This window comes from Vibrio sp. NFR, from assembly GCF_027587095.1.
Classification (GTDB): Bacteria; Pseudomonadota; Gammaproteobacteria; order Enterobacterales; family Vibrionaceae; genus Vibrio; species Vibrio harveyi.
The window spans coordinates 60,815-77,470 of the sequence record NZ_JAPPTN010000001.1 but is presented as its reverse complement, the minus strand read 5'-3'; the positions used below and the strand labels follow the sequence as shown (position 1 = coordinate 77,470).

The 16,656-nt window shown below is 44.8% G+C and carries 14 protein-coding genes; 4 read left to right on the top strand and 10 right to left on the bottom strand.

Features of this window, described 5'->3' with window-relative positions:
* The 4 genes from OH463_RS00360 to OH463_RS00345 are packed head-to-tail and all read right to left on the bottom strand — an operon-like array spanning position 1 to position 3,622.
* Positions 1 to 558 (bottom strand): Slp family lipoprotein, encoded by a 558-nt coding sequence (locus tag OH463_RS00360; RefSeq protein WP_009698574.1) that lies wholly within the window; start codon positions 556 to 558, stop codon positions 1 to 3.
* A 25-nt stretch (positions 559 to 583) separates the two neighbouring features.
* Entirely contained in the window at positions 584 to 889 is a 306-nt protein-coding gene (locus OH463_RS00355; RefSeq protein WP_005437006.1) for a hypothetical protein, read from the bottom strand.
* A gap of 60 nt (positions 890 to 949) precedes the next feature.
* Positions 950 to 1,651, bottom strand: coding sequence for a tRNA (adenosine(37)-N6)-threonylcarbamoyltransferase complex dimerization subunit type 1 TsaB (gene tsaB / locus OH463_RS00350; protein WP_269990254.1), 702 nt, complete (start codon positions 1,649 to 1,651; stop codon positions 950 to 952).
* 45 nt (positions 1,652 to 1,696) lie between these two features.
* Positions 1,697 to 3,622: an ATP-dependent DNA helicase gene (locus tag OH463_RS00345; RefSeq protein ID WP_009698575.1), complete on the bottom strand. Its 1,926-nt coding sequence runs from the start codon at positions 3,620 to 3,622 to the stop codon at positions 1,697 to 1,699.
* Positions 3,623 to 3,839: 217 nt separating this feature from the next.
* Between OH463_RS00345 and purU the strand changes: the two genes are divergently transcribed.
* The gene (gene purU, locus OH463_RS00340; RefSeq protein WP_005428723.1) at positions 3,840 to 4,673 is read left to right on the top strand and encodes a formyltetrahydrofolate deformylase; all 834 of its coding nucleotides are present in this window, start codon (positions 3,840 to 3,842) and stop codon (positions 4,671 to 4,673) included.
* 74 nt (positions 4,674 to 4,747) lie between these two features.
* On the opposite strand, the gene OH463_RS00335 is transcribed toward purU, so the two are convergent.
* The gene (locus tag OH463_RS00335) at positions 4,748 to 5,347 is read right to left on the bottom strand and encodes a VOC family protein (protein WP_047513043.1); all 600 of its coding nucleotides are present in this window, start codon (positions 5,345 to 5,347) and stop codon (positions 4,748 to 4,750) included.
* 220 nt (positions 5,348 to 5,567) lie between these two features.
* Between OH463_RS00335 and argS the strand changes: the two genes are divergently transcribed.
* The 3 genes from argS (at position 5,568) to OH463_RS00320 (ending at position 8,551) form a co-directional block, all read left to right on the top strand.
* Entirely contained in the window at positions 5,568 to 7,301 is a 1,734-nt protein-coding gene (argS, locus tag OH463_RS00330; protein ID WP_005446437.1) for an arginine--tRNA ligase, read from the top strand.
* 125 nt (positions 7,302 to 7,426) lie between these two features.
* Positions 7,427 to 7,855: an HIT family protein gene (locus tag OH463_RS00325; protein ID WP_005446436.1), complete on the top strand. Its 429-nt coding sequence runs from the start codon at positions 7,427 to 7,429 to the stop codon at positions 7,853 to 7,855.
* 150 nt (positions 7,856 to 8,005) lie between these two features.
* Positions 8,006 to 8,551: a YqhA family protein gene (locus OH463_RS00320; protein ID WP_050934680.1), complete on the top strand. Its 546-nt coding sequence runs from the start codon at positions 8,006 to 8,008 to the stop codon at positions 8,549 to 8,551.
* Positions 8,552 to 8,636: 85 nt separating this feature from the next.
* On the opposite strand, the gene OH463_RS00315 is transcribed toward OH463_RS00320, so the two are convergent.
* The 5 genes from OH463_RS00315 to znuA all read right to left on the bottom strand — a co-directional run bounded on the left by OH463_RS00315 (position 8,637) and on the right by znuA (position 16,594).
* Positions 8,637 to 8,867: a FeoC-like transcriptional regulator gene (locus OH463_RS00315; RefSeq protein ID WP_005382192.1), complete on the bottom strand. Its 231-nt coding sequence runs from the start codon at positions 8,865 to 8,867 to the stop codon at positions 8,637 to 8,639.
* Positions 8,864 to 11,140, bottom strand: a complete 2,277-nt coding sequence (gene feoB / locus OH463_RS00310) for a Fe(2+) transporter permease subunit FeoB (RefSeq protein WP_005446432.1) — start codon at positions 11,138 to 11,140, stop codon at positions 8,864 to 8,866. Before feoB ends, OH463_RS00315 begins: the two co-directional genes overlap by 4 nt.
* Positions 11,140 to 11,367 (bottom strand): FeoA family protein, encoded by a 228-nt coding sequence (locus OH463_RS00305; protein WP_005426705.1) that lies wholly within the window; start codon positions 11,365 to 11,367, stop codon positions 11,140 to 11,142. Before OH463_RS00305 ends, feoB begins: the two co-directional genes overlap by 1 nt.
* A gap of 755 nt (positions 11,368 to 12,122) precedes the next feature.
* Positions 12,123 to 15,500 carry an AraC family transcriptional regulator gene (locus OH463_RS00300; RefSeq protein ID WP_269990253.1) on the bottom strand — a complete coding sequence of 1,126 codons (3,378 nt, stop codon included), beginning with the start codon at positions 15,498 to 15,500 and terminating at the stop codon, positions 12,123 to 12,125.
* A gap of 212 nt (positions 15,501 to 15,712) precedes the next feature.
* Positions 15,713 to 16,594 carry a zinc ABC transporter substrate-binding protein ZnuA gene (znuA, locus tag OH463_RS00295; protein WP_009701938.1) on the bottom strand — a complete coding sequence of 294 codons (882 nt, stop codon included), beginning with the start codon at positions 16,592 to 16,594 and terminating at the stop codon, positions 15,713 to 15,715.
* Positions 16,595 to 16,656: the final 62 nt, after the last annotated feature.

The following is a 16,656-nucleotide window of genomic DNA, read 5'->3' as shown; positions in this document are numbered from 1 at the left end:
TTATTTAACCTTCTTGATCACCTTACCGTCTTGCGGGAAATCCGAACGCATCATACGGCAGTTTATGGAGTAACAAGGGTAGTAATAGGTTGGCGTGTCGTACATACGTACTCGCTCTTCAATCTTCCATAAGCGGTAACCATCGCCTTTGATGACTGGGAAGATGTATTGATGCTCGCCAATTTTACCTTCTTCTTCGCCCGCACCTTTACCCACCACGGTAATGATTCGACCTTTGCTGAAAGCAACCGGCTCTAGGTAACCATCAAAATAAACCGCGAAGCGACCCGTTGGTTCTTGGTCGATGTCCGGCTTGCCTGATTTGCTGATTGGTAGGTTTACGATCTCCAGACGCGTTTGGTCTTTCAAGTTATCCACTTTCGCGATAACACCACCAAGACGGACATCGTTAGCAGCCTGTCCTTGGTCTTCAGCAAAGGCTTTGTAATCCGTCAAAACCTGCTCGGTGCTTGCATTCAGCTCTTCAGGAAGAGAACTACAGGCAGAAAGCCCGAATGCCGCGATAATAACCAGAAAAATACGTCCAGAAAGTTTCATAAACCCCCACTATAAATTCGTTGTTTTACACATAGATATCGACACCAAGTAACTGAGCAAGTTCCTCTTTCTTCGCTCGATTCATGACGTCCATATACTGTTCCATTGCTTTGCGAGCATGACCCTCGGGCAAATCATATTGCACTTGAGCGCGATGAATCTGAGACTCATCCACTTGCTTAATGGAATGCGCGACAGCGTTCGCCACCTTAGAAGGTTGACCAACAGGCTGCTTATCTTGAGCTTTCTTTACCTGCCCTTTTTTACCGACTTTATTGGTGCGATTTGCACCCGGTATTAACGCAGGAGGTAAACCATTGATAGACGCCATAACGCTCCATAAAAATACAGGGCGAATGCCCTGCACTTTGTCAAATCATTGAAAGACCGATTATTCGCGACCCGGAAGTTTCTTCCACGTCACATTATCACGCAGATAAACCGGGCTCGATTCTTCTACTGGAACTGTGTTGCCTTTCTTAAGCTCCTGCTCAGCAAGAATCACAATGTCTTGTGAATCAGGGTAAAGCACATCACCGCTCGTTAAGTTGAGTGGCAGTTTGCCAAGATCTTCTTGGTAAGCATCCCAACCAGTACCTGCTTTAGTCCACGTTTTGTCGTCTGCTTGTGCTTCTTCCGCTAGACGCGCTGGTGGAATAACGCATTCTGCATCCACACCTGCCCACTCACCGTTTTCTTGGCGAGTGTAACGTGCCCAGTAAACTTCACCCATGCGCGCATCAATCGCAACCGCAACATCCGTTGCACCGTGCAGGCGGTAGCTTGCTTGTGCCATCGCAGCCAACGTTGAAACGCCAATCATTGGTAAGTCAGCACCAAACGCCAAACCTTGCGCGATACCAATACCGATACGAACACCAGTAAAGCTGCCCGGACCACGACCAAACGCCAATGCGTCTAAATCTTGTAGAGTTAGACCGGCTTCTTTCAGTACTTCGTCTACCATAGGCAGTACTTTCTTAGTGTGGTCACGAGGAGCCACTTCACTACGTGAAATCACTCGGTCATTAACCAGTAGCGCAACTGAACAGTTCTCAGTTGCCGTATCGATAGCAAGAATTTTTGCGCTCATGTAACTCTCTACAATTCTTCTTTAATTTATTGATGCCACAGCGCATTAGTCTGCGGCAGGTTGTTCTGTTTTTAGGAATGTTTTGATTCGTTCCAAATCCCGTGTTCTTGGGATGGGCGGTAAACTGCCAAGGAAGATGCCACCATAATCACGCGTCACCAAACGGTTGTCGCAAATGATCAAAGCTCCATGGTCTTTTTGGTCTCGAATCAAACGTCCTACGCCCTGCTTTAACGTGATAACCGCATCTGGGATTTGCACTTCTGCAAACGGCTCACCACCACGTAATCGACAATCTTCGATTCGGGCTTTGAGTAGCGGGTCATCAGGGGCAGTAAACGGTAATTTGTCGATGATAACACAGCTCAGCGCATCACCTCTAACATCGATCCCCTCCCAGAATGCACCCGTCGCCACCAGCAATGCATTACCTAGCTCCATAAACTCGGCAAGGGTCTTTTGTTTGCTCATCTCACCTTGCATCAGCACAGGCAGATCCAGTACTTCACGGAAACGTTCACCAAGCTCACGCATCATGCTGTGCGAAGTACAAAGAAAGAAACAACGCCCGTCGTTCTCTTCAATCACAGGCGCAAGCATTCGCACCAGTTTGTCGGCTAAGCCTGGGCTATTTGGCTCTGGTAGATAACGAGGTACACACAAGCGTGCTTGCTTCTCGTAATCGAACGGAGATGGCAACGAAAACTGCTGCTTCGGCTTCAAGCCAAGACGGTCAGTAAAGTGTTTAAAGTCGCCCGAGACCGCTAGGGTTGCTGAGGTAAAAATCCACGCGCCTTGTTTGATTTCAATTTGCTCATGGAATTTATCCGCCACCGATAGCGGCGTAATGTGCAGAGCAAAATGGCGGGGAGATGTGTCGTACCAGTATGAATAACCAGTAATATCGACATCGCAAACGCGATCAATTCGTCCTTTGATCAGGTTGGCACGCTCAAAGGCGGTATCCAGCAATTGGCTTCGACCTAGAGCCAGTTTCAATACGTCAATCGCCAAGTCTAAGCTATCGGTTAAGCGCACCAATTCACGTTTGATCGATTCCGACTGCAGCGCTTCACGCCAGTTACCGCGAAAGCCCGGTTCACCGAGCACGATGCGCATATCCATCGCACTTTGCATCAGCTTATCGCCGACTTTTTGCAGTTGGCGCATGTCTTTTGCTTCTGTGCGGTAGGCAATCTCAATGTCTTTGGCGAGCTCTTGGATCTGACGGCTAGAGATCGATTGTCCGAAGTATTCACTGGCAATGTCTGGAAGCTGGTGGGCTTCGTCGAAGATAAACACGTCAGCTTCTGGAATCAATTCACCAAAGCCGGTTTCTTTGATCGCAAGGTCTGCAAGGAACAAGTGGTGGTTAACGACAACAATGTCTGAATCCATCGCGCGTTTGCGTGCTTTTAAGACGAAACAATCGGTGTAGCTCGGACACTCTTTACCCAAACAGTTGTCGTTGGTTGAGGTAATGGTTGGGATGATCATGCTGTCTTCTGGCAGGTCCTCACAATCCCCTAAATCGCCCGTTTTGGTTTCAGACGACCAAGTGCGAACCTTTACCAATTGGGTCAACAATGTTGGATCGGCTTCATTAGTATGACTCTCGACCATTTGGCGGCTAAGACGATCCAAACATAGGTAGTTGGAACGACCTTTTAGTAACGCCACTTGTCCATAAAAGCCTAAAGCACTGACCATCAACGGCAAGTCACGGTGATACAACTGCTCTTGCAGGTTCTTCGACCCCGTACTGATGATGACTTTTTTACCGCTTAATAGCGCAGGCACAAGGTAAGCGAAGGTTTTACCCGTTCCCGTTCCTGCTTCAACCACCAGCTGAGTTTGGTCTTTGATCGCACTGCTGACAGCTTCTGCCATATCAATTTGTGGCTGGCGAGCTTGAAAGCCCGGAATGGCTTTGCCTAACGCGCCCTCAGAGGAGAATGTTTTTGCGATCATGCCTGACATCTGGTTGGAAAAATTGTCGAGAGTATATCAGGAGTTGAGCGTAAACATCAGCCAACAAAAGCACTAGGTTTTAGCATCGCGCGGATAATTTGTTGAAACCGCGCCGAGAATAGATTATTTATGAAGTCAGATTGCAGTACGATTCACACTTCTGACGTGACCCTTTTATTCGTACGCTAGAAAAATAATGCATGGAAGTATCTGATTTATGGAAAAGAAAACACTGTTAACCCATTGTTCTGACGCACCGGGTTTGATCTCAAAAATCACCAATATCTGTTATAAACATCAGCTGAATATCGTTCATAATAACGAGTTTGTTGATAACACCAGTGGGCACTTTTTCATGAGAACCGAGTTGGAGGGTTACTTCAACGATCAAACGCTACTCGCCGATTTAGACCAAGCGCTGCCACAAGGTGCAAAACGCAAACTCATTAGCTCTCGCCGTAAACGCATCGTCATCCTAGTAACCAAAGAAGCGCACTGTTTAGGTGATATTCTGATGAAGACTTACGATGGCAGCTTAGATGTTGAAATTGCTGCGGTTGTTGGTAACTACGACAAACTTCAAACACTCACTGAGCGTTTTGATATTCCTTACCATCACGTTACTCACGAAGATCTTAGCCGTGAAGAGCACGAACAGAAGATGCTTGAAGTGATTGATCAGTACGATGCCGATTACCTTGTACTTGCGAAGTACATGCGTGTTCTAACTCCGACTTTCGTAGAGAAATACCGTCACAAGATCATCAACATCCACCACAGTTTCTTACCCGCTTTCATCGGTGCAAAGCCATACCAGCAGGCTTACGACCGCGGTGTGAAGATCATCGGTGCTACGGCGCACTTCGTGACAAATGACTTGGATGAAGGTCCAATCATCAAGCAGGACGTTATTCCAGTGGATCACACGTTCAGCGCACAAGATATGGCACAAGCAGGTCGCGATGTAGAGAAGAACGTATTGAGCAAGGCTTTGAATAAAGTGATCAATGACCACGTTTTTGTCTACGGTAATAAGACGGTTATTCTGTAAATTCGTCGTATTTGAAAAAAGAAAGGGTTGCTCATTTGGCAACCCTTTCTTCTTTATAGTTATTCAGAGCCAACTTATTCAGCCTGCTCAGACTCCACAATACGCTTTAGTGAATGTGGGTGCAGTTTGATACAAATGCCTTGATACTTAAACGCCACGGTTGGGTTGTTCAAGCGTTCGCCTTCCCCTTTCGGGCTCGACAGTTTGATCTTCACACCTAGCTCTTCTAGCTCGTCAAAACGCACGCCAAACGCTGGGTAAGTGTGTTTCAAATCAGCAAGAAACTCATCGGCAGTTTCGGCATGAGATGGAATCACAAACTCCACATGTTCCCAGCTTTCAGTTGGGTAGATTTTGCCTTCCGCAGGGTAAGGCAACTCCAGACACTCTATCTTCCAGCCACGGCTTTCTAACGCTTTGTCGAATTCAATAACAATAATCGGGCGACCGTTGATTTTCGCTTGTGAAATCACCTTACCGTATTGATTCCATGCTTCATGCGCAGCTTTCGCTGTTTCAGTATCATTAATACGCAGCGCAATATGGTCAGCTTGAGCAAAGCTCAGATCCAGTTTTAACAGGGATGCAAGCTCTTCAATCTTCGCCATAAATGCATCCAGATCTTGGATCATCAATTCAGGCGCTAGGCGTTTTTCAACTAGTTGAGTCGTCATTGTGGCTCTCTTATGGGGCGATTTATCTCATTACTCTGAGCGCAATAGTAAACGCAAACCAAGCCACATTTCCATTCAATCGAAAAAGTATAAATTTCCCCAATTCCTCTCTGTATGAAAAGCAATAAAGTTGTTATCATTAGCCCCATTTTTGTGAACTCCAACAGAACTCGGCACTTACTTCGTCGAGTTCTTCGTCCTTGAATTGAAGGAAACGCGTGTGAATATCCAAGCACTTATTAATGACAAAGTATCTCAGGCTCTAGAAGCCGCTGGCGCACCTGCAGGCAGTCCTGCGGCAGTACGCCAATCAGCAAAGCCACAATTTGGTGACTACCAAGCAAACGGCGTAATGGGCGTTGCTAAAAAACTGGGTACTAACCCACGAGAATTTGCACAGAAAGTACTGGATGTTCTAGACCTAGACGGTATTGCGAGCAAGACAGAAATCGCAGGTCCTGGTTTCATCAACATTTTCCTAAGCGAAGAGTTCCTAGCAAAACAAGCGGAAGCAGCATTGGCTGACTCACGTCTTGGCGTTGCAGCAGACGAAGCTCAAACTATCGTTGCTGACTACTCTGCACCAAACGTTGCTAAAGAAATGCACGTTGGTCACCTACGTTCAACCATCATCGGTGATGCAGTAGTACGTACTCTTGAGTTCCTAGGTCACAAAGTGATCCGTGCGAACCACATCGGTGACTGGGGTACTCAGTTCGGTATGCTTATCGCAAACCTTGAGCGTGTACAACAAGAGTCTGGCGAAGTTTCTATGGAGCTGGCTGACCTTGAAGGCTTCTACCGTGAGTCTAAGAAACTGTACGACGAAGACGAAGAATTCGCAGTGAAAGCACGTAACTACGTTGTGAAACTGCAAAGCGGCGACGAGTTCTGCGCAGAAATGTGGAAGAAGCTGGTTGACGTAACTATGATCCAAAACCAGCGTAACTACGATCGTCTAAACGTATCTCTATCTCGTGATGACGTAATGGGCGAGAGCATGTACAACGACATGCTACCTAAGATCGTAGCAGACCTTAAAGCACAAGGTCTTGCGGTTGAAGATGACGGCGCGCAAGTTGTGTTCCTTGAAGAATTCAAGAACAAAGACGGCGAAGCGATGGGCGTTATCGTTCAGAAACGCGACGGCGGCTTCCTATACACAACGACGGACATCGCATGTGCGAAATACCGTTACGAAGAACTAGGCGCAGACCGCGTACTTTACTTCATCGACTCTCGTCAACACCAACACCTAATGCAAGCTTGGACTATCGTTCGTAAAGCGGGTTACGTGCCAGAGTCAGTATCTCTTGAACATCACGCGTTCGGTATGATGCTAGGTAAAGATGGTAAGCCATTCAAGACTCGTGCAGGTGGTACGGTTCGTCTTGCTGATCTTCTTGACGAAGCAGAAGTTCGTGCAGCACAGCTGATCGAATCTAAGAACCCAGAACTAGCAGAAGACGAGAAGAAAGCGATCGCAAACACAGTTGCAATGGCAGCAGTTAAATACGCAGACCTTTCTAAGCACCGTACCACGGACTACGTGTTCGATTGGGACAACATGCTAGCGTTCGAAGGTAACACTGCACCGTACATGCAATACGCTTACACTCGCGTAGCATCTGTATTCGCTAAAGCTGGCGTTTCTATGGATGATCTACAAGGTGAAATTAAGATCACTGACGAGAAAGAAAAAGCGCTTATCGCAAAACTTATGCAGTTCGAAGAAGCAGTTCAATCTGTTGCTCGCGAAGGTCAACCACACATCATGTGTAGCTACCTATTCGAACTAGCAGGTCAGTTCTCTAGCTTCTACGAAGCGTGCCCTATCCTAGTTGCTGAAGACGAAGCAGTGAAACAAAGCCGCCTGAAACTGGCAGCACTAACAGCGAAGACCATCAAGCAAGGTCTGTCGCTACTAGGTATCGATACTCTAGAGCGTATGTAAACGATTCGAGAATCGAGAATCGAGAATCGAGAATCGAGATGATTTCGAAAGGTTGGCGTGAAAGCGTCAACCTTTTGTTTTATCTGGCGTATACTGATGTCATTCAATTCAAATCGGATAATATAATGAGTTTTGAACTGCACCCTCAATTGGCAAAAGACACTACCGTTATCGGTCACTTCCCACTGTGTGTGGCGCTTCTACATAAAGACAATGCCGTGCCATGGGTTATCTTGGTACCAAAACGTGCAAACCTAAAAGAGCTTCACCACTTGCCAATGAAAGAACAGCAACAGTTTTTGCTAGAGTCTCAGGCAGTAAGCCAAGCACTAGAAGCAACATTCCGTCCAGACAAGTTAAACCTAGGCGCACTAGGTAACATGGTACCTCAGCTACACATTCACCATATTGCTCGCTTCAAAGATGACGTAGCATGGCCGGGACCAGTTTGGGGCAACACCAAAGGTGAATTCCGTACAGAAGAAGAGCAAAACGAATTGCTTGGCCGTATTAAAAACGTGCTATCACTGAGCTCTATTTTCCAAAAAGCATAGCCGCTGCCAGCGAAAATAATTCGCCTTTGAATACGGCTGAAACAGACAGAGAAAGATTAATACGCATTTGTAACAATCTTTCTCATTTTTCTAGGATTATCACTAAAATAAAACTTGTTTAGACTGCCAACTCAGTTAGAGAGGGTCATCATGAAACAAGTCTTCAACACATTCCGATACGTCAGCTGGATCGCCATCATCTGTTCTATGGCTGCTTCATTCTTGCTTTTTGTTATGGGCGCAGCAAAAACCTATTCGGCATTTGCGGTCTTCATTCTTAATCAAACACCTCCAGAAGCACTCGCACATTTAGATAAAGCAGACATCGCGATCGCATATTTGATCAAATCACTGGATACGTTTCTTGTCGCACTAGTTTTGTTCATCTTTGCTCACGGCATCTACACACTGTTTATTTCCAACAAAGCTAAAGCGAAAACACAAGAACCGTCGGTTTTGCATTGGATCAGAACCCCAAACATCGGCCACCTAAAAAACATTTTGGCTGAAGTCATCATCGTGATCTTGTTTGTGAAGTTCTTAGAGCTCGTGCTGATTAACTTCGACAGCTTAGATTGGACGATCTTAACATTACCTATTTCGATTTTAGTTTTAAGTCTTGGTTTGAAGTTCCTAGGGTTAGGCGCGACTAAACACTCTGAAGAGCATTCATTTCGCTGTATTCACAAACAATAACCAGCAAAAGAAAAGCCGCATCATTGCTGATGCGGCTTTGTCGTTTTTACGTAATAACTTTTTAGGTGACTAATTTTGACAATCGCTACATGGTGACTGTCAAAGACAAACCATCTTGTTTAGTCACTGAGTAGCGAACACGAGTCACGTCATGAGCTTTATTAGTGTCGACTAGGCGGCTAATTTTGCCCTTCTTAATCCACACGTTTAACATCGCGTCGGCGCCATCTTCACTCATCCCAAACTGTTTAGCCAGATCTGACTGGGAGACGGTTCCTTTGTCTGCAATGTATTGATAAAGCTCTTTTAAAATCATGCTACTTGCGCCTCTAATGCACCGTTTTGTTTCTTACCAACTTGTTTGAACACGCGGTAGGTACCAAAGAAGATAGCAACGATCACAGCCATCCAAATACCACTTGTCACTGGGCTATCTGCGAAATGCGTCAATTGGTTGTAGAACGTCGCACATAGGTAAGCTAAGCCCATTGTCCAAACCGCGATAAAGCGTGCGAACTTATGACCAAACTCACGTACGTAAGCACCCATCGCCGCCACACAAGGTGTGTACAGTAGGATAAAGATTAGGTAAGCAAATGCGGCATTGCCAGAAGCAAACTGCGATTTGATGTTACCGAAGATAGAAGCATCGACTTCTTGTTCTTCTGCAACTGCATTTGAGTCAGTTAAGTCACCCACTTCAATGCCTAGTGGATCTGAGTAGCTCAAACCGGCTAGGTTTTCAGGGATACTCATTACTGCCTCTTCTAGGCTGCCCATTAGGTCAAATTCTGCGTCTTCACCATCGCTTGGTGTAGTGTATAGGCTGTTAAGCGTACCAACTACCGCCTCTTTTGCGAAGATACCGGTAATGATACCTACCGTCGCCGGCCAGTTGTCTTCTTGAACACCGATTGGCGCGAATACTGGAGTCACAACTTGCGCTGCTTTAGAAAGCACAGAGTTTTCGCTGTCTTCGTTACCAAAGCTGCCATCAGTACCCAATGAGTTGAAGAAACTCAGAATAGCAACAACGATAACGATGGTTTTACCTGCACCAAGAACGAAGCGCTTTAGCTTTTGCCAAGTTTTGATCACCACGTTTTGTAACGTTGGAAGCTCATAGTCAGGCATTTCCATTACTAGGCTGTCACTGCTACCTGGGTAAAGCGTGTGCTTAAGGAAAAGCCCCGTGAAGATCGCTGCCACAATACCAAGTAGGTAAAGTGCGAATACAATGTTCTGACCAGAACCTGGGAAGAATGCCGCAGCGAATAGTGCGTATACTGGTAGACGAGCACCACATGACATAAATGGCGCCATAGATGCAGCTAGTTTACGCTCACGCTCTTGATCTAGAGTACGGGTTGCCATGATTGACGGTACGTTACAGCCAAAACCAAGAACAAGCGGTACGAATGCTTTGCCTGGTAAACCAATCTTCTGCATCACTTTATCTAGTACGAATGCGGCACGAGCCATGTAGCCTGAGCTTTCTAGTACCGCTAAGAACAAGTACAAACACGCGATAACTGGAATAAAGGTTGCAACCGTTTGGATACCACCACCAATACCATCAGCAAGCACCGTCACTAACCACACAGGCAAATGACCGTCTAACAAGTGGTGTCCACCATCAACCAACAGAGCACCGACACCGATATCAAAGAAGTCGATGAACGCACTACCAATGTTGATAGAGAACATGAACATTAGGTACATAACAATGAAGAAGAATGGAATGCCCACCCACTTGTTCAAGATAAATTGGTCTAGCTTTTCAGTCACACTGCGACTTAGCTTGCCCTCACTGCGACGTACTTTCTTACACTCTTCATGAAGGTGTGTGTATTTTGTATCTGCAACATGTAAGTCAACATCAAGCTCAAGTTCTGCAATTGTGTTTTCAACGCTATTGCGATCAGCATCCGACATGCTGTTAAGAACCAGTGCATCTTTTTCCAGTGCACGAATTGCTAGAGCACGGTTAGAAACGGTTTGATCATTGAAAAGAGCCGAAACGTTGTTGATCGCCGCTTCCATTTGTTCGCCGTAATTCAAAGCGATGTCTTTTAGTGCAACACCTTGAACCACTGACTTGTGCAACTTCTCTTTAAATTCTGCAACTTGTGCTTTATTTGTCGCTGATAGGCTAACGACTGGACAACCCAAGGTTTTTTCTAGTTCTGCAACATTGATGACTTGGCGTTCACGCTTAAGTGCGTCCATTTTGTTTAATACAACAATCATAGGACGACCAAGTTCACGCAGTTGTAGCGTCATGTATAAGCTGCGCTCAAGACTCGTTGCGTCTACTACGTTGATAATCAGATCAGCAGGGTGCGTCAAAACCGCACGCGATGCGATAGATTCGTCGATACTATTGCTATCATTGCCACTGTCGAGAGAGTAGATACCCGGAAGGTCCGTCAGAAGAAATTCATCACCAGCATGTTTGAACTGACCAGTTTTCTTTTCAACCGTTACACCAGCCCAGTTACCAACTTGTTGTTTTGCACCAGTCAGGCCATTAAAAAGTGTGGTTTTACCGCTGTTTGGGTTACCAACAGTAAGAATTTGGTATTGCATTATGCTCGCTCCACTTCGATGTTTTGCGCAATAGTCTCTCGTAATGCAACAGAAACACCACGAACTTCAACTTGCAGTGGGTCTCCCATTGGTGCGCGTCGAATAACTTTAACCTCAGTATTAGGAAGTAGTCCCATTACCATTAGCTTTTTTCTGACGTCCGACGTAAGTCCTTCTAACAACCGAATTGTCACTGTTTCGCCAGGTTTGATTTCTGATAGCTTCATAGTGGCCCTTAAGAGTAGTGCAAATGATAAATATTATTATTAATAGTATAGGTCGCTAATGTTACTCTTCTATACCCTCTCATTCATTGTGTGAAATCAAAGATTTCATTAATGCTTTTGGCGAAATCTAACGTCAACTCCGTTAATTAATTTCACGTCATTTTCGTCAAAATTGAATATTTTCAGACAAATGCAAATTAACACAAGCGCAACATTTGCGGTTTCGAAAAATTAAAAAATCAATAAATTCAGCACCTTAAATAGAAAAAGGCAACTTGTCGCTTTTCTCACATAAAGCTGTCGTTATTTTTATAAGAAAAATAAGTAAGGTCTCGTATAGTTAACCCATCGAGAGACAACAGCCTCTCAAAAGAATTCCAGAGGTGGCATGGCAACATGTCACTCCGGCAGCAAGCGAAGGTGTCATTGACACCCGTGGTATAGTCCCCCCGGCTATACCACGATATTTTTTTTCTTCTCTTTCTTCATTCGCTTCTCAATTAAGTCCCAATAATTCCTAAACGTTTTACTCGAACAAATCCCTGTTATTCTCATTATCTATCACAACACTATATCGCCATTGTGCTGCACGTACTCTGCGTTATATAGCTCGAGCCCTTTATCACGCATCACGCCAGACTAAATGTCATTCCCTTGTGTCCAGAATCTATATTGAGCTCTTTACGATACCGTTCACCTTACAGACGTAAAAAAGCCCAACGCTAAGGCTGGGCTCGGTAATGTCGAATTAAGAGCTAGAGGCTTGTTTGGCTCTCTTGAGTCATTGCGAACTTAGAAGGTGGCAGCCCGAAATGTAGCTTAAACTTCTGGCTAAAGTACGACGGGTCATTAAAGCCGCAGTTAAAGGCAACTTCACTGATCTTCTCGCCAGCGAGCAATTGTTCACAGGCGGTTTCCAACCTAACTTCCGTTAAGTAGTCTTTCAATGTTCGTGAAGAAGCAGATTTAAATCGTCGTTGTAGGCTTCTTTCTGACATATAGAGCATCTTCGCTGCAGACGCTGTACCAAATTCTGGGTCGTGATAATGTTCTGCGACAAGTTGATACACTTTCATCAACCATTCTTGTTCCGGCGATGTATCTTGCTGTGGTTTCTCTACTTCTGCAAACTCCGGCAAGACCTCTTCGACATGACTCGGTTCTTGAGCACATGGCCACGTGATTTCAATTTTATTTTGAGCATCCGACGCAAACATAGATAAATGACCACCGCTGACCGCCACCAATTGAGGCAAATTATCCATACTTAAATCAACATTGCTGCTGTTTGATGGTCGCATCGTCGAAGCCTTACTCGGTAACTGGGTACCATGATCGATAAAACTTAACGAGACAATGTCATTCCCCTCCTCCAATACCAACTTAACCGACTGCCCTCTAAAAGAGCGTTTAATAATATTGGCGAAGATGCTGTTAAAAATGACATCAAGATTAAAGCTTTCGAGTGAAATACGGCTCGCTTTGTTGTCATCTTCTAACTCAACACTAATGCCAGCTTTAGTGAAGTCCTCTCGCCACACATCAACGACGGACTGGGTAATCTGGCTTAAGTTATAGTTTTGACTACCATTGCTGGTATCTTCTGGTGAGCTCTTAAGCTCGTTCAATTGCCAATAGGTTTTAGAAAGGTGATCTTGAGTTACTGAATCTAAATCCAGTGGAAGCTTATGGGCAATCGAATCCACACTAGATTTAATTGATTGTGCAACATGGTCCACCAGCAAGTTTCTCACTTGAATTTGCTTTCTAAGCTGTTGATTGCTCGTCAATAGAACTCGACTTTGATGACGTAACTGATTGGTTTTTAATGTCACCTGCGCCGCTAGATCACGGTTCGCTTGCAATACAAATCGCGAACGCCAGTACATCAGGAGTGCTAACGTTGCGATCGTAATTAACGTAAATCCAGATATTGCCAACTTTGACAAATACCAAGGCTTGAGTACCGTAAACTTAGATTCAAGTCCAATCAAACCAGAGGCGAGCTGTGAGTCATTACTTACTTGAAGGTGATAATCTCCGGAATTTAAGTGCTCTAGTGTTAACTGGCCACCTTCCAGAGATTGCCATTGTTCACTCTCATTCAAGCGATAGTAGAGGTTTTGGTTATCTGGTTTTGGCATCACACCAAACAAGAAACTCAATGAAGACCCATAAGGCAACTTCATATCTTCTAAGTCAGAGCTTCCTACTTGAACAACATCATTTTCCAACATGACTTGGCTAACAATAAGTTTGGACTCTGGCGTATTAGACACTAGCAGTTTTGATGAATCAGCTTTCACTAAACCGTATTGAGATCCAAAGATAAGTTGGCGGTCACTATCCTCTGAACGTCGAATCAGATTACAAACGCCTGGAAGAAATTCATTATTAATTAAACCTGAAGAAGAGGAATAGTGCTTCATCAACTGACCGGAGAGATGGTAATAGCTTAACCCTACCGATGAAGCGAGCCAAACCCCTTCAGAATCACTCAGTAAACAAGTGGGCCGAGAGTTTGAAACACTCATTTCCATCACCTGCTTTTCGTTACGACCCGGGATGGTTCGAAAAACACCGTAAGCAGATGCAAACCACTGGGAGCCATCATTAGCAGTAATGATATCAAGCGACTCTCCGTACTTTTCAGAGAAACGGTTAAAACGAATCCGCTCTCCATCATACTCATAGACACCGTGATCGGTACCAATCAGCAGCAACTCTTCTTTGTCATACAAACGAGTAATTTTGGCAGGTAGATACTGACTCACTAACCAGTCACTGCCAAAGTTACGCATTTCTTGCTTTTCAGCGTCGATATTAAACAGTTGATAACCACTTGATACCCACAATCGGCTCGCCCCGTCAGCCACAATATGATCAACGGCTCGTCCTGCAATGACTTGCAAATACGGGAAGGTCATTGGGGTTAAGTTCTCAAGATCGAATATCTCAAGGCCATTTGCTGTCGCTATCCATAACTTATCACCTTGAAAAGCGAACTCATTAATCTGAGAAGATAAATCTAAAACCTCACTAATTGCCTTAGGTCCTGAGCGATAAAGCTTATGATCATCAGCAAACCAAAGCGCACCATCAGGTCCCGTCAACGTTTGGCGGATTCGCCCAGAAAGTGTCAATTGATCGTAACTACTGAACGTTGTTCGCTCGAATTTTTTACTAAATAATGAGTAATAACGAATACCTTGGTTGGTAGCAAGCCACATACCGCCCATGTTGTCGTTCAATAACGAGTAGATCTTAGTGGTCGCTAATTCCAGCTCAAGGAAGCTTGCCGGGGTGACTTGAGTTACATCTCCGCTTAAGAACGAATACAAATAAAGCCCTTGCTCCGTTCCGACCCAATACTCTTGGTTGGTTTCTGCAAATGTAAGAACGTGAGATGTACCAATTCGAATGACAGGTTTATCTGGTTCGGAGATATTAAAAATCAGCGCGCCTTTTAGCGTTCCGACCAGAATCTCTCGACGAGTATGTGAGTAATACACTTTTTCTATGTAGTGTTTACCCGACGAAACAACATGGTTGAACTTGCTCCCCTCTGATAGATATACACCTGATGTCGTCGCTAACGCCCACTTCGTTTCGACGAAAATGGCGTCATTAATATAGACGTAACTGTTGTTACTATGCTGATAGAGTTGCAGTAAAGAGAAGGAGTTAAGTTCACTGGTTTCAATATTGTAGGTATAGAAATGCGCGCCGTCACTAACCCAGATAAAATTGCCAGATGAGCCAATCTTACGAATTTGAGAACCAGGATTGAGACTAAAGACCAAGCGACGTTCTTGGTTAGGGTAAGTCTGATATACCTCGTTTTCGATAAACGTCCAGAATGAGCCTTTGTGGTATGCCAGTTGTTCTACTTTCGCTCGTAGAAAACTGCCTGATTTTGGCAAAGTGGTTTGCCCATCATAAAACAGCACCCGTCCGTGGACATCGTGAATCCAAAGCCCACCATGCTCACCCGGGAACAATTTTTTTGCCGCAATAAAAGTCCCCTTAACCTGATTTGGCAAAGGGTAAAAGATCGCATTCGCTTCACTTGAAGCAAACGCTTGAAATGAGAGGATAAAAGCCCAGAAAAAGAGGGCTAATTGGCGCAGCAAGATAAAATCCTTACATGTATCAATACGTGCGACTCATGGTTCACTCATGCCTTCCATAGCTAAGTGTCTATATGGTTATTTTGAGCCGCTAATTATTGATAATGATATCTCAAATCCTTTGATAGAAAAGACTCACTGCGCTTAAGGTTTGTAATTCTTACTGCCAGATCACGTTAAAAACGTATTCCGTGTAGAGAAGCACAACACAATTGTTACTTTTCGCTCAAACATTGACTAAAGCTGTTGGACATTCCTTTAAGAAATTCGAAGTAACTTCCAGATTTCACCTCAACCTCACTACCTAGCGGATCAAGAACACCTGAACGAACGTTACTGCCGCGCATCACACTCTCAATAACCGCCGGAGTAAACTGAGGCTCAGAGAACACGCACGCTACATCACCGGTTCCCAACGTTTTACGGATACGAATCAGTGTTTTTGCACCAGGTTTACGGTCTGGTGAAACGGTGAAGTGACCCATTTGATTCAAACCATAACGCTCTTCAAAATACCCATAAGCATCATGGAATACGAAGTAACCTTTATCTTTGACTGGAGCAAGCTGCTGTTTAATCTCAGAATCAGTCGCGTTCAACTTTACTTCAAATTTCTTCAGGTTGTTGGCGTACGTATCGGCATGTACTGGATCAACTTCCGCTAACTTGTGTGCAATTGCATTAGCGACCTGTTGTACTGTTTCAACACCCAACCAAAAATGAGGGTCATGTGTACCATGGTCATGACCATCGTGATCATGAGAATGCTCGCTACCAAACTCTCGCAGCGACAAACCTGGAATTTGGCTTAGTGTCAGTGTGTTCCCTCTATCTGTCACCACTTTTTCAAGGAATGGTTCGAGGTCGTGCCCATACCAAATCACCAAATCCGCAGCAGCTACTTTCTGGACATCAGAAGGGCGCAACGCGTAATCATGCGGAGATGCATTGTTTTGTAGCAATACGTCCGGAGCTGTTACGCCTTCAGTAAGCTCGGTCGTGATCATTTGAATTGGTTTGATACTGGTTAACACAGTTACCGCGTGAGCAGGTAACGTTAATATTGCTGAGACAGCAAGAATAATAGCTCTTTTCATAGTTTTACTTGGGGTATGGCGTGGAAAGTGAGATAATGTTACATTATAACATTATTATTTTG

Coding starts and splice junctions, on each gene's coding strand:
- OH463_RS00360 (WP_009698574.1), bottom strand. CDS start 558: ATGAAACTTTCTGGACGTATTTTTCTGGTTATTATCGCGGCATTCGGG.
- OH463_RS00355 (WP_005437006.1), bottom strand. CDS start 889: ATGGCGTCTATCAATGGTTTACCTCCTGCGTTAATACCGGGTGCAAAT.
- tsaB (WP_269990254.1), bottom strand. CDS start 1,651: ATGAGCGCAAAAATTCTTGCTATCGATACGGCAACTGAGAACTGTTCA.
- OH463_RS00345 (WP_009698575.1), bottom strand. CDS start 3,622: ATGATCGCAAAAACATTCTCCTCTGAGGGCGCGTTAGGCAAAGCCATT.
- purU (WP_005428723.1), top strand. CDS start 3,840: ATGGAAAAGAAAACACTGTTAACCCATTGTTCTGACGCACCGGGTTTG.
- OH463_RS00335 (WP_047513043.1), bottom strand. CDS start 5,347: ATGACGACTCAACTAGTTGAAAAACGCCTAGCGCCTGAATTGATGATC.
- OH463_RS00325 (WP_005446436.1), top strand. CDS start 7,427: ATGAGTTTTGAACTGCACCCTCAATTGGCAAAAGACACTACCGTTATC.
- OH463_RS00320 (WP_050934680.1), top strand. CDS start 8,006: ATGAAACAAGTCTTCAACACATTCCGATACGTCAGCTGGATCGCCATC.
- OH463_RS00315 (WP_005382192.1), bottom strand. CDS start 8,867: ATGATTTTAAAAGAGCTTTATCAATACATTGCAGACAAAGGAACCGTC.
- feoB (WP_005446432.1), bottom strand. CDS start 11,140: ATGCAATACCAAATTCTTACTGTTGGTAACCCAAACAGCGGTAAAACC.
- OH463_RS00305 (WP_005426705.1), bottom strand. CDS start 11,367: ATGAAGCTATCAGAAATCAAACCTGGCGAAACAGTGACAATTCGGTTG.
- znuA (WP_009701938.1), bottom strand. CDS start 16,594: ATGAAAAGAGCTATTATTCTTGCTGTCTCAGCAATATTAACGTTACCT.